Consider the following 12,764-nt stretch of genomic DNA (forward strand, 5'->3'; position numbering starts at 1 on the left):
CGGCGGGCCTGCTCAGCCCTGCAGGTTGTTGAGCACGTGGGTCGCGATCTGGGCGGCCTGCTGGCGCGGGTCGCCCTCGTAGTCGACGCCGTCCTCGTACTCCATCTCCACCTCGACGTTCGCCGTCGCGGAGCAGGCGCGCAGCTCGGCCTCGAGCGGCGGCGCGTCGCTGACCTTCCACCAGCCGTCGGTGGCGCCGGGGATGTCATCGGCCGGCTCGACGATGGAGGCGATCTCGCTGGGCTGCGAGCAGCCGAAGGTGCCCTTGACGAAGTCGGAGGGGCCGGTGACCTTGATGGTCACCTCGACCAGGTCCTCGGCCTCGAAGGAGCAGTTGTCGCTGCGCCACTCGAGGTCCTGCTCGCTGGTCGTGCCGCCCCCGGGCTCGGCCGGGCCGAAGGTGATGCCCATCGCCTTCGCCAGGTCGTCGCCGGTGATGAGGTCGCACGCGGCCGGCAGCAGGTCGGCCGCCGGCGGCTCGCTGGTCGGCTCGCTGGTGGCCTGGGTCGGCTCCTCGGTCGCCGAGGTGGCCTCCGTCGGCGACGGGGCCTGCGAGGACGGCTCGGTGGCGTCGTCGTCGGGCTCGTTGTCGTCGTCGCCGCAGGCGGCGAGGACGGGGGTGAGGGCGATCAGGGCAGCAGGCCAGAGTCGGCGCAGGCGCATCGGGGGTCTCCTGGGGAAGGGGGGAGAGGTACGTGCCCAAAAATGCCACGTGGCCGGCCCCGCGAGGGACCGGCCACGCCGATGATCGTGCGCTGCGTCAGGCAGGGATCACGTTCAGCGTCACGGCGACGGAGACGTCGTCGTGCAGCTTGACGGAGACCGCGTGGTTGCCCAGCGACTTGATCGGGTTGCCGAGGACGATCGTGCGCTTGTCGATCGACTCGCCGGCGGCCTCGCCGAGCGCGGCGGCGATGTCGGCGGGGGTGACCGCACCGAACAGGCGGCCGCCCTGGCCGGCCTTCACCTTGACGTCGACCGGGGCGCCCTCGAGCTTGGCCTTGATCTCGGCGGCGTGCGCCTCGTCGCGGACGGCACGCGCAGCGCGGGCCGCCTTGATCGAGTCGGCCTGGGCCTGCGCACCGCGGGTCCAGCGGATCGCGAAGCCACGCGGGATGAGGTAGTTGCGGCCGTAGCCGTCCTTGACCTCGACCACGTCGCCAGCAGCGCCGAGGTTCTCGACCTCCTGGGTCAGGATGATCTTCATGAGTTCAGCTCTCCTTCTCTAACCCGAGCTCAGCGGCCGCTGGAGGTGTAGGGCAGCAGCGCGACCTCACGGGCGTTCTTCACCGCGATCGCGACGTCACGCTGGTGCTGGACGCAGTTGCCGGTCACCCGACGGGCGCGGATCTTGCCGCGGTCGGAGATGAACTTCTTCAGAAGGGCGGTGTCCTTGTAGTCGACACCGGTGGCCTTCTCCTTGCAGAACTGGCAAACCTTCTTCTTCGGCTTGCGAACGACTGCCTTCGCCATTGTGGTGCTCCTCCTCAGAGCCCGGCCGCGTCAGTCAACGACGGCCGGAATGGTTGGTTGATGTAGCTCAGAACGGGGGCTCGTCGCCACCGGAGACACCCGGGGCAGCCCAGGGGTCACCGGCCGGCGCGCCGCCACCCGTGTTGGATCCGCCGGAGGCCGGCTGGCTGCCCCACGGGTCGCCACCCGCGGGACGTCCCCCACCCTGGTTGCCGTAGCCACCCTGGTTGCCACCGAAACCGCCCTGGCCGCCGCCCTGCTGGCCGCCGCCGCCGTAGCCCCCGCCACCGCCGGAGCGGTTGGCGCGGGTGACCTTGGCGGTCGCCCACGTCAGCGAGGGGCCGACCTCGTCGACCTGCAGCTCGTTGACGGTGCGCTTCTGGCCCTCGCGGTCCTCGTAGGAACGCGACACGAGCCGGCCCTGGACGATGACGCGCATGCCCTTCTGCAGGGACTCGGCGACGTTCTCCGCGGCCTGGCGCCAGACCGAGCAGCGCAGGAACAGGGTCTCCCCGTCCTTCCACTCGTTCGTCTGACGGTCGAACGAGCGCGGGGTCGACGCCACCGTGAAGTTGGCAACCGCAGCGCCCGACGGGGTGAAGCGAAGCTCCGGGTCGTCGGTCAGGTTGCCGATAACGGTGATGACGGTGTCGCCAGCCATGGTGGTCTCCTGGTGAGTGGGTTCAGTGGCCCGCCCGGGTCAGCCCCGGGCAACGGCCCCCATCGTGTCCGGTGGGGCCGACATTGAACAGGCGGCATCCACAGGACGGGTCGAGTGCCTCAGACGGTGGGGCGCAGGACCTTGGTGCGGAGCACGGACTCGTTGAGGGTCAGCTGACGGTCGAGCTCGTCGATCGTCGCCGGCGCCGCGGTCAGCTTGATGATCGCGTAGATGCCCTCGGCGTGCTTCTTGATCTCGTACGCCAGGCGGCGCTTGCCCCACACGTCGACGTTGTCGACGGTGCCGCCGTCGTTGCGGACGACGTTCAGGTACTTGTCGAGCGACGGCTGAACCGTCCGCTCGTCGAGGCTCGGGTCGAGGATGACCACGACTTCGTAGTTGCGCAAAGCGGTCTCCACCTCCTCTGGACTGACGGCCACGGACTCTCCGTGGCAGGAGGGCTCTGCATGCCTGCACCGGTTCGGCCGGGCAGACGGGGTGCTGCAGTACGGCGCCTGTCGGCACCGGACAGGAGAGGTTAACAGCGCGCGGGGTGCTGGACCCAATCCCGGTCCGGGCGCTCCCCGCTCACTGGAACCAGACCGGGTTCTCGATGGAGGTCTCCCCGACCACCAGCACGGCGTTCGCCCCGTCGAGCCCGGCCGGGAGCTCGAGCTGGACCTGGGCGCACACCTCGCCGGCGCCGAGCGACCACACGCCGTCGAGCGAGCCGAGCTTGGTCGCCTGCGGGTCGTAGACGTCGATGCGGAACGGCGTCCCGTCGGGCAGCCCGTTCACCGCGAAGTGGGCGTAGAGCGTCCCGGGCAGGCTCACCCCGGACAGGGTCTGCGGGGAGTCGATGGTGCTCGGGACCGAACAGTCGTTGCCTCCGTCGAGCGACCACCCGGCGCCGCTGGCCGACGCCTCGCCGCCCATCGGGTCGGCCGGCTGGTCCGGCAGCTCCTCCAGGAAGGGCGAGACGTACGACGGGTCGCCGCCCTCCTGGGCGATCTCGATGATGTCGCGGGCGAAGTTGACCGGCCGGATCCGCGCGGAGCCGCCGGTGAACGCCCCGCCCTCGCCGCTGCCGCCGACGGTGGCCTCGGTGACGACGGCGGTGTTGATGCCGATGATCTCGCCGTCCTCGTTGATCGAGGCGCCGCCGGAGTTGCCGGACCCGATCCGGATGTCGGAGTCGATCCAGGCGCGGCTGTCGTGGATGGGCCGCTCCTGCAGGAAGGTGGACACCACGCCACGGGTGACGGTCAGCGCCCGTCGCTCGAACTCCTCGCCGGTCGCGACGTGCGCGATGGCGGGGTAGCCGAGGGCCGTGATCTGGTCGCCGGTGCGGACGTCGTCGCTGTCGGCGAGCTCGAGGGGCTCGGGCAGGTCGAGGTCGTCCTCGTCGATGGCGTTGCCCTCGGCGTCGCCGGTGATCTTCATGACCGCGAGGTCCAGCACGCCGTCGGACACGATGGTCTCGGCGGTGAAGGACGGAGCGGCCGGCTCGTCGTCGCTGGGGGAGACCAGCGCGATCTTGTAGCCGGCCGGCTCCTCGCCGGGCGGGTTCTGCCCGGGCGCGTCCGGGTCGGCCACGTGCGCGTTGGTGAGGATCAGCCCGTCCTCGCTGATGACCGAGCCCGAGCCGTTGCCGAGCACCTGGCCGTCGGGGCCGACCGCGAGGATCAGCACGCTGGCGAGCTTGGCCCGGTCGAGCTCGGCGGTGCTGAGGCCGGGGTCGTCCGACCTGCCGGGTCCGTCCTTGCCGTCGTCGCCGGTGAGCACCACCGCGGTGCCCACGCCGGCCGCGGCGATGACCGCGACGGCGGCGATCCCGGCGACGAGGGTGCCGCGGCCCTTGCGCTTCTTCCGCGCGATCGAGCGCTGCGCCTGGCTGGCGTCCACGACCGGCACCACCTCGACCTCGACCCCGGCAGTGGGGTGGCCGAGCACCAGCGTGGTCGGCTCGTCCAGCCGGAGCTGGGTGACCCGGTCCGCGTCGCGCCAGGTGCCGGCGGAGGAGCGGTCGACGTACCACCAGCCGTCGGGGCGGCCCTCGACCACGCCGTGCAGGCGGGAGACCGACGGGTCGTCGACGACGACCTCACCGGCCGGGTCGCGCCCGATCCGCACGGCGCTGCCCGGCGGGAAGCGGTGCGTCGTGCCGCCGACCCGCACCACGACGCCGGGGCCACCCACGTAGCCCGGCCCCGTCGGCCCGGTGCCCGGCAACACCGTCTGCGCGAGACCGGGCGCCACGCCGGTCGGCAGCACCGGGGCGGCCGGCCGCTGCGCGGCCCCCTCGGGCACGAGCACCAGCGCCGGACCGTCGATCGCGCCGAGCCGGACCTCGGTGTGCGCCGCGACGCGCACCTCGGTGACCCGGACGCCGTTGAGCCACGTGCCGCCGCTCGAGCCGGTGTCGACCAGGACCCACCCGGTGCCGTCGTGGCGCAGCTGGGCGTGGTTGCGGGAGACCCGCGGCTCGTCGACCTGGACCGTGCTGCCGGGGTCGCGGCCGACGGTCGCGCCCTGGGCGGGGGTCAGGGTCCAGGTCCGGTCACCGATGCGGGCGGTCAGGTTCTGCACCCGCGGGACGCTAGTGCGCGCGCCGATCTTCTGGCACTGGTTTACCGAAATACCCGTGTTCTGGGGATCGGACCCGGGCGGGACACCTCGATCGGGCACGAGCTGCACCTCCGGCCGGCGTGTCGCCTGCAGTTCCTGCCCGAACGACGCAGCGGCGGCCGCTTGCGGCGGCGCGGGCGGAGCCCGTGCCGACTCCGCGCCGACAGCCGACCGGCCGGGGGACGGTCGGCTACGCGCGGCCGCCGATGCCACCACGCGGCAGACCCCCTGTCGGAGCCGCTTCCTACGATGGACCCCATGAGCCTGCGCATCGGAGCCCACGTCGACCAGACCGACCCGATCGCGGAGGCGGCTGCGCGCAACGCGCCGCTGGTGCAGTTCTTCCTGGGCAACCCGCAGTCGTTCAAGGGCCCGGTCGTGGCCTACGAGGGTGGGGCCGAGGGGCTGCGCAAGGACGCGGAGGCGGCGGGCGTGGACCTCTACGTGCACGCGCCGTACCTGATCAACGTCGCGACCACGAACAACCGCCAGCGGATCCCCAGCCGCAAGCTGCTGCAGCAGCACATGGACGCCGCGGCCGAGATCGGCGCGAAGGGCCTGATCGTGCACGGCGGGCACGTCACCGACGAGGACGACCCGGCCAAGGGCTTCGACAACTGGCGCAAGGCCGTCGAGGCGACCGACATCAAGGTGCCGCTGCTGATCGAGAACACCGCCGGCGGCACCAACGCGATGACCCGCTACCTCGACCGGATCAAGGGCACGTGGGAGGCGATCGCCAGCGCCGAGGGCGCCGACATGGTCGGCTTCTGCCTCGACACCTGCCACGCCCACGCGGGCGGCAACGCGCTGGAGACGATCGTCGACGACATCCGCGCCATCACCGGCCGGATCGACCTGGTGCACGCCAACGACAGCCGGGACGCCTTCGACTCCGGCGCCGACCGGCACACCAACTTCGGCGCCGGCAAGATCGACCCCGACCTGCTCGCGCAGGTGGTCCGCGACGCCGGGGCGCCGGTCGTCTGCGAGACGCCCGGCCCGGCCGAGGCGCACGTCGCGGACTTCGAGTGGCTGCGGGAGCGGATCGGCGACGCCTGAGCGCCGGCGCCCCGGCCCGGGGCCGGCCCTCGGCTCAGTCCCCCAGCCAGCCGAGGCTCCGCGCGATCCGTTCGAGGGTGTCGAGCAGGGCGTCGTGCTCCTCGGGCGAGAGGTCCGCGGTCGCCCGGTCGGCCACGGCCTGCACCGGCCCGGCGCGCAGCTCGTCGACGCGCTCGTGGCCGGCGGGGGTGAGCCGGTACTCCTGGCTGAGCTCCTCGGCGAGCCCGTCCGCCACCAGTGAGTCCAGCACCTCGGCAGGCGCCTGCCCGCCGGCGTACGGCGAGAGCAGCTCGGGCGCGTCGTCGACCTGCACCGACCCGCTGGCCAGCCGGTCCAGCACCCGCCACTGCGGTCGGGTCAGCCCGGCCGCCGCGACGGCGTCCTCCACCTGCTCGTCGATGAGCCGGCTGACGGTGCTGGTCCAGTAGGGGAGCGGGCGCGGTGCGGTCATGCCCGGGCGGTACCCGTCGACGGGGCGGGCACCCGGGCCACCCCCCGGCCGATAGCCTGAGGGACATGCCGAGCGTGCGCCCGAACCCCGTCCGCACCGTCCGCACCATCACCGCCGCCGAGCACAGCGCGCACCTGGCCTCGCTCCCGTCGGCGAGCTTCCTGCAGACCCCCGGGTGGGGGAAGGTGAAGGCCGAGTGGCGCCACGAGTCGATCGGCTGGTTCGACGCCGAGGACCGCCTCGTCGGCGTCGCGCTGGTGCTCTACCGCCAGCTGCCGAAGCTCAAGCGCTCGCTGGCCTACCTGCCCGAGGGCCCGGCCATCGACTGGGACGGCGACGACCTCGCCGCGTGGCTGGAGCCGATGGTCGCCCACCTCCGCAAGGCCGGGGCGTTCGCGGTGCGGATCGGTCCGCCCGTGCCCACCCGGCGCTGGTCGACCGCCCAGGTCAAGGAGGGCATCGCCGATCCCGACGTACGCCTGCTCAGCCAGCTGCCGCCCGAGGAGCGCAGCCCCGTCGGCGCCCGCGTGGTGGCCCAGCTGCACGAGCTCGGCTGGCGCCACCAGGGCGTCGAGGGCGGCTTCGCCGCCGGCCAGCCGCAGTTCGTGTTCCAGGTCCCGCTGCGCCACCCCGACGGCACGCAGCGCACCGAGGACGAGGTCCTCAAGGGCATGAACCAGCTCTGGCGCCGCAACATCAAGAAGGCCGCCAAGTCAGGCGTCGAGGTCACCACCGGCGGCCGCGAGGACCTGAAGGCCTTCCACGAGCTCTACGTCCACACCGCGCAGCGCGACCACTTCACCCCGCGCCCCCTGCGCTACTTCGAGACGATGTACGACGCCCTGCGCGCCGACGGTGACGAGCGGTTCACCCTCTGGCTGGCGCGCCACGAGGGCGACCTGGTCGCGGCCACCATCGCGATCCGGGTCGGCGAGCACGCGTGGTACTCCTACGGCGCCTCGTCGACCGAGAAGCGCGAGGTCCGCGGCTCCAACGCCGTGCAGTGGGCGATGATCAGCGACGCGATCGCGGCCGGCGCGGCGGTCTACGACCTGCGCGGCATCACCGAGACCCTCGACGCCGACGACCCGCACGTCGGTCTCATCCAGTTCAAGGTCGGCACCGGCGGCGAGGCCGTCGAGTACGCCGGGGAGTGGGACCTGCCGGTCAACCGCGCCCTCTACAAGGCCTTCCAGATCTACCTCTCCCGGCGGGGGTGACCCGATGTCCCTGACCCTCACCGTCGACGGCTCGCGCTGGCGGGCCCACCTCGAGTCCGTCGCCGACGCGCACCCGGGCCTGGTGCCCGTCGCCAAGGGCAACGGCTACGGCTTCACCCTGGGCCGCCTCGCCCGCAAGGCGCAGTGGCTGGCCGACCGCGGCCACGACGTGCGCACCCTCGCGGTCGGCACCTACGACGAGCTGCCCGAGGTCGCGCAGCGCTGGCACGGCGACCTGCTCGTGCTGACCCCGTGGCGGCCGTGGGTGCCGCTGCCCGACGCGGCCCTGGCCCGGCGCCTGGTCCACACCGTCAGCCGGGTCGACGACCTGCGCGCCCTGCTGCACGCCGACCCCGGGGCGCGGATCGTGCTGGAGCGGATGACCTCGATGCGCCGCCACGGCATGGCCGCCCGCGAGCTGTGGGAGGCCGGCGAGCTGCTCCGCAAGCACCCCGGCGCCCACGTCGAGGGCCTGGCCCTGCACCTCCCCCTCGGCCAGGGCGGCCACGTCGGGGAGGTGACCCGGCTGGTCAACGACTACGTCGCCGCCGAGGTCCCCACCCGCGGCACTCCCCAGGTGTGGGTCAGCCACCTCACCGACGCCGAGCTCGCCACCCTGGGCGGCCAGTACGCCGACTTCCGGTTCCGCCCGCGCATCGGCACCGGTCTCTGGCTGGGCGACCGGGGCGCGCTGAAGGTGAGCGCGACCGTGCTCGACGTGCACCCCGTCGAGCGCGGCGACGCGTTCGGCTACCGCGGCCGCACCGCCCCCAAGTCCGGCCACGTGCTGGTCGTCAGCGGCGGCACCGCCCACGGCATCGGGCTCGAGGCGCCGACCGGCGAGCAGACCATCAAGGCCCGCGCCGCCACCCTCGCGCGCGGCGGCCTCGACGCGGTCGGGTTCGTCCGCTCGCCGTACTCCATCGACGGCAAGCAGCGGCTCTTCGCCGAGCCGCCGCACATGCAGGCGTCGATGCTCTTCCTCCCGCACGGCGCCCGGGTGCCCGAGGTCGGGGAGGACGTCGACGTGCGGGTCCGCTACACCGCGACGGCGTTCGACCGGGTCGTCATCACCGGCTGACCGTCGACCCGGGAGCCGGCACCGACCAGCTCCGCCTCCCGCACCGGGTCGCGGTCCGGGCGGTACATGTCGCGCACGATCACCGCCGCCAGGTAGAGCTCGCCCAGCACGCGCACGGTGATGCCGACCCAGTAGAAGCCGGCGTCGCCGCCGCCCGCGGGGGCCAGGTAGCCGCCGAGGTACCACCAGATCGTGCAGAAGTAGAGGACCTCGCTGGCCTGCCAGACCAGCTGGTCGCGCCAGCGCGGCCGGGCCAGCACCGCGAGCGGCAGCAGCCACAGCACGTACTGCGGGGAGTAGACCTTGTTGACCAGCAGGAAGCCGACCACGACCAGGTAGCCGAGCTGTGCCAGCCGGGGCACGGCCTGCTCGGGACGGACCTTGCGCCCGGCGGTCATGCCGAGGACGAAGACCACCGCGCACCAGACCCCGAAGAGGATCCACGACCACAGGTTGATGGTGTGCGCCGAGAACCCGACGTCGGCAGCCTGGTCGACCAGCATCCACACCGACCCGAGGTCGGCGGTGCGCTCGGCGTTGAAGGTCCAGAAGACCTCCCACTGCTCGCGGCCGGTGAGGTACGCCGGCGCGTTGGCCAGCACCCACGAGCCCGCCGCCGCGGCGATGGTCACCAGCAGGTCACGCCAGCGGCGCTGGCGCAGGCAGATGATCAGCAACCCGCCGAGCAGGAAGAGGGGGTAGAGCTTGGCGGCCGTGCCGAGGCCGACCATCACCCCGGTCAGCACCACCCGGTCGCGCGACCACGCCCACAGCGCCCCGGCCACCAGCGCGACCGCGATCAGGTCCCAGTTGATCAGCCCGGTCAGCAGCAACGTCGGGGAGAGGGCGAACGCCGCCGCGTCCCACGGCCGCACCCGGTGGGTGCGTGAGAGCAGCCAGGTGGCGACCAGCGCGAGCGCGCCGAACCCGAGCGCGTTCACCAGCAGGAAGATCGTCTGCTCGTCGTCGACCTCCGGGTCGTCGTACAGCTGGGCGACGGGGGCGCGGTAGCGCTCCTCGAGGTCGGGCGAGCCGTTGAGCCAGTGCGTCACCCACGCCGTGCCCCACGCCCAGTAGGCGATGCCGACGGGGTACTCCATCACCTCGTAGCGCGACCGCGTCTGCGGGTCGCCCGAGTAGGGCCACGCCGCCTCGGCCATGCCCCGCGGCACGTAGAGCGGCCGCAGGTCGGTGTAGCACATGTGGGAGTAGACCCAGTTCTGGTCCTTGCCCTCCGCCAGCGAGCACGGCGCCTTCTGCACCAGCCCGAGGGCGAACGTGAACGCCGTCAGCAGCAGCAGCACCCGCAGCGGCGTCCACCACCGGTGCGGCCGGGCGCGCTCGCCCATCGGCCCGCCCACGACCTCGCTGAGGCCGGTGACGACCGGGTCGTCGAGCGTGGGGTGGACGTGCGGCGCGCGCTCGGCCATGCGTCAGGCGGCGGGACGCCGGCGAGGGCGCGGCGACGCGGACGCCCCCGGCGACCGGCCGTTGCCGGGCGGCGGCGTCGACGTCGGCGACGACGGCGAAGACGGGTCGTCCGTCGGGTCCGGGTCGGTCGGGTCCCCGGTCGGCAGGTCGGTCGGCAGCTGGGTCGTCGGGTCGTCGGACGGGGTCTCCACCGGAGCGGTGGTCCGGGGCTCCTCGGTCTTCCGGTCCTTCTTGGGCTTCTTCGTCTTCTTCGGCGGCGGCGGGGCCGGCTCGTGACCGTCGCTGGGCGCCTCGCCCTTGACCCACGCCGCACCCGGCAGCTGCTCGACCGGCTCGCCCTCGAGCGCCTTCTGCATCACCGACGTCCAGGTGGCGGCCGGGTAGCCGCTTCCGAAGTACGACGGCAGCCAGTCCTTGAGCTGCTCGTTGCCCTTGCCGCGCACGTACATCACCGCGGTCGACAGCTGCGGGGTGTACCCGACGAACCAGGCGGAGGAGACCTCCCCCTTGCCGTTGGTCGCGGTGCCGGTCTTGCCGCCGGCCGGACGGCCGAGTCCGAGCGTGGTCCGGCCCGACCCGGCCTTGACGACCTGCTGCAGCGCGTAGCCCACGTCGTCGGAGACGCCCTCGGGGATCGCGCGCCGGTCGGTCACCTTGTGCGTGTAGCGGACCACGCCGTCGGCATCCACGACCTTCTCGATGATGTAGGCGTCCGCGGCCACGCCCCGGTTGGCGATGGTCGCATAGCCGTTGGCCATGTTGATCGGGCTGACGGTCTGCGAGCCGAGCGAGACACCGGTCTGCGGCTCGAGGCCCGGCGACGAGGTCGGGAAGCCGAACGGCGGGTTCGCCGGCTCGGCCGGCGGGATGCCCATCCGGTTGGCGACCTCGATGATCTCCTTCGGGCCGTTGTCCATCGCGAGCGTCATGTCGATGAACGCGGTGTTGATGGAGTCCTGGGTCGCCTTGATCAGGTTGACCCGGCCGTAGTCGGCGTTGCCCTGGTTCTCGAACGGACGCCCGCCACCCGGCAGCTCGTAGGGCGAGTTGCCGTCGAAGGTGTCCTTGAGCTCGAAGCCGGCCTCGATGCCCGCGGCGACCGCGAACGGCTTGAACGTCGAGCCGGCCTGGCCGCCCTCGACGGCCCAGTTGAGCTGCGACTTGAGGTAGTCCTGCCCGGCATAGATGCCGCGCACCGCACCGGTGCCCGGCTCGACCGAGGCGACGGCGACGTGGAGGTTCTTGCCGAAGCCCTCCGGCCGCTCCTCCTTCACGCCGTCACGCGCCGCGTCCATCGCCTTCTTGGTGAACGTGGTCGTGACCTTGAGCCCGCCGCCGTTCACCTCCTGCTCGCTGAACCCGAGGCGGAGCAGCTCCTTGCGGACCATCGTCAGCACGTGGCCGCGCTGTCCGCCGTACTGCGCGTCGGAGCGGATCCTCGGGAACTTCGGCAACGACTTGCGCACCGCCGCGACGTCGGCGGCCGTCGCCGTCTCCATCTCCTCCATCGAGTCGAGCACGTACTGGTAGCGGCCGAGCAGCCGCCGCTCCGCGTCCTCGCCGTTGTCGGGGTCGAGGGCGTAGGGGTTGTTCAGGATCGCAGCGAGCGTCGCCGACTGCGCGAGGTCGAGGTCCTTGGCGTCACGACCGAAGTAGGCCTGCGCCGCCGCCTGGATGCCGTAGGCGCCCCGCCCGAAGTAGATCGTGTTGAGGTAGCCCTCGAGGATCTCCTTCTTGCTGAGCTGGTTCTTGATCTTCAGCGAGAGGATCGCTTCCTTCGCCTTGCGCTTCCAGGTGCGCTCCTGGGTCAGGTAGAGGATCTTCACGTACTGCTGCGTGATCGTCGACGCACCCTGCGTGGAGTTCCCCTGGGCGTTGCTGAACGCCGCCCGCAGGATGCCCTTCGGGTCGAGGCCCGAGTCGGTCCAGAAGCTCTGGTTCTCCGCCGCGACGACGGCGTCCTTCACCGTCTGCGGCATCTCGTCGTACTCGATCGAGTCACGCTTCTGGATCGCGAACTGCCCGATCTCCTTCTTGCCACCCTTGTAGTAGACGCGGGTGGTCTGGGTGAGGAACTCGGCGTTCTGGTCGGGGATGTCGATCGCCCGGTACGCGATCCACAACCCGAGCAGGCCCAGCAGGCCCATCACCACCGCGGTGACGAGACCCCACAGGGAGATCCTCTTCAGGCGCTGCTTCCACGTCCGCGGCGCGCCGTCACCCTTCTTCCCCGGCCGCTTGCCGCGACGGGGGGAGGAGCCGGCTGCCTTGCGCTTTCCCTGAACCACGGAGCACAGGGTACGGCGCCACAGGTTCTCGTCCCGACTTCCCGCGACCGCCTGCACCCCGGGAGTGGCGCCGCAGGCGCCGGACGGACCGGCCACCTGGCCGGCACGTCGGGCCGCAGCCGGCGTCTGCACGCCACACGCACCTCGGGGGTGGGCGGCGGAGGCGCCGGACGGACGGGTCACCCGGCCGGCAAGCCGGGCCGCAGCCGGCGCGTGCACGAGACCAGCAGCACCTGCACGACCGCGCGCCGGCGGAGGGCCGCTCTGCAGCCGGCCGGGTGAGCCCGGCCGGGAAACGCCGCAGGCACCCACCCCAACCGCCCCACCCCGAACAACAAGAGAGGGCGGGTCCCGGCGACCAGCAGCGACACCGAGGCGGGCGCCGGAGGCGCCGGACGGACGGGTCACCCGGCCGGCAAGTCGGGCCGCAGCCGGCGCGTGCACGAGACCAGCAGCTCCTCCACGACCG

Annotated in this window: 12 protein-coding genes; 3 read left to right on the plus strand and 9 right to left on the minus strand. The window is 72.5% G+C overall.

Annotated features, from left to right (window positions below):
- Positions 1 to 12: 12 nt before the first annotated feature.
- The 6 genes from NOCJ54_RS0117090 to NOCJ54_RS0117115 form a co-directional block, all read right to left on the minus strand.
- Complete coding sequence (locus NOCJ54_RS0117090; protein WP_028656464.1) at positions 13 to 663, minus strand: hypothetical protein; 651 nt, start codon at positions 661 to 663, stop codon at positions 13 to 15.
- 97 nt (positions 664 to 760) lie between these two features.
- Positions 761 to 1,207, minus strand: coding sequence for a 50S ribosomal protein L9 (gene rplI / locus NOCJ54_RS0117095; RefSeq protein ID WP_028656465.1), 447 nt, complete (start codon positions 1,205 to 1,207; stop codon positions 761 to 763).
- A 29-nt stretch (positions 1,208 to 1,236) separates the two neighbouring features.
- Positions 1,237 to 1,473, minus strand: a complete 237-nt coding sequence (gene rpsR, locus NOCJ54_RS0117100; protein ID WP_028656466.1) for a 30S ribosomal protein S18 — start codon at positions 1,471 to 1,473, stop codon at positions 1,237 to 1,239.
- Positions 1,474 to 1,540: 67 nt separating this feature from the next.
- Complete coding sequence (locus NOCJ54_RS0117105; RefSeq protein ID WP_028656467.1) at positions 1,541 to 2,134, minus strand: single-stranded DNA-binding protein; 594 nt, start codon at positions 2,132 to 2,134, stop codon at positions 1,541 to 1,543.
- A gap of 119 nt (positions 2,135 to 2,253) precedes the next feature.
- Positions 2,254 to 2,541 (minus strand): 30S ribosomal protein S6, encoded by a 288-nt coding sequence (gene rpsF / locus NOCJ54_RS0117110; RefSeq protein WP_028656468.1) that lies wholly within the window; start codon positions 2,539 to 2,541, stop codon positions 2,254 to 2,256.
- Positions 2,542 to 2,722: 181 nt separating this feature from the next.
- Positions 2,723 to 4,723: an FHA domain-containing protein gene (locus NOCJ54_RS0117115; protein ID WP_028656469.1), complete on the minus strand. Its 2,001-nt coding sequence runs from the start codon at positions 4,721 to 4,723 to the stop codon at positions 2,723 to 2,725.
- Between the two features lie 297 nt (positions 4,724 to 5,020).
- Here NOCJ54_RS0117115 and NOCJ54_RS0117120 point away from each other — a divergent pair, with 297 nt between their 5' ends.
- Entirely contained in the window at positions 5,021 to 5,824 is an 804-nt protein-coding gene (locus tag NOCJ54_RS0117120) for a deoxyribonuclease IV (protein ID WP_036518436.1), read from the plus strand.
- 34 nt (positions 5,825 to 5,858) lie between these two features.
- Here NOCJ54_RS0117120 and NOCJ54_RS0117125 read toward each other — a convergent pair whose 3' ends face one another.
- Positions 5,859 to 6,275: a MarR family winged helix-turn-helix transcriptional regulator gene (locus NOCJ54_RS0117125; protein WP_028656471.1), complete on the minus strand. Its 417-nt coding sequence runs from the start codon at positions 6,273 to 6,275 to the stop codon at positions 5,859 to 5,861.
- A gap of 65 nt (positions 6,276 to 6,340) precedes the next feature.
- Here NOCJ54_RS0117125 and NOCJ54_RS0117130 point away from each other — a divergent pair, with 65 nt between their 5' ends.
- Together NOCJ54_RS0117130 and NOCJ54_RS0117135 are read left to right on the plus strand one after the other, a co-directional pair.
- The gene (locus NOCJ54_RS0117130; protein WP_036518437.1) at positions 6,341 to 7,495 is read left to right on the plus strand and encodes a lipid II:glycine glycyltransferase FemX; all 1,155 of its coding nucleotides are present in this window, start codon (positions 6,341 to 6,343) and stop codon (positions 7,493 to 7,495) included.
- Between the two features lie 4 nt (positions 7,496 to 7,499).
- Entirely contained in the window at positions 7,500 to 8,576 is a 1,077-nt protein-coding gene (locus tag NOCJ54_RS0117135; protein WP_028656473.1) for an alanine racemase, read from the plus strand.
- Here NOCJ54_RS0117135 and NOCJ54_RS0117140 read toward each other — a convergent pair.
- The gene (locus NOCJ54_RS0117140; protein WP_028656474.1) at positions 8,534 to 10,006 is read right to left on the minus strand and encodes a glycosyltransferase family 87 protein; all 1,473 of its coding nucleotides are present in this window, start codon (positions 10,004 to 10,006) and stop codon (positions 8,534 to 8,536) included. The genes NOCJ54_RS0117135 and NOCJ54_RS0117140 overlap by 43 nt on opposite strands.
- Positions 10,007 to 10,009: 3 nt before the next feature.
- Entirely contained in the window at positions 10,010 to 12,295 is a 2,286-nt protein-coding gene (locus NOCJ54_RS26525) for a transglycosylase domain-containing protein (RefSeq protein ID WP_051485987.1), read from the minus strand.
- Positions 12,296 to 12,764: the final 469 nt, after the last annotated feature.

This window comes from Nocardioides sp. J54 (genome assembly GCF_000519005.1).
Classification (GTDB): domain Bacteria; phylum Actinomycetota; class Actinomycetes; order Propionibacteriales; family Nocardioidaceae; genus Nocardioides.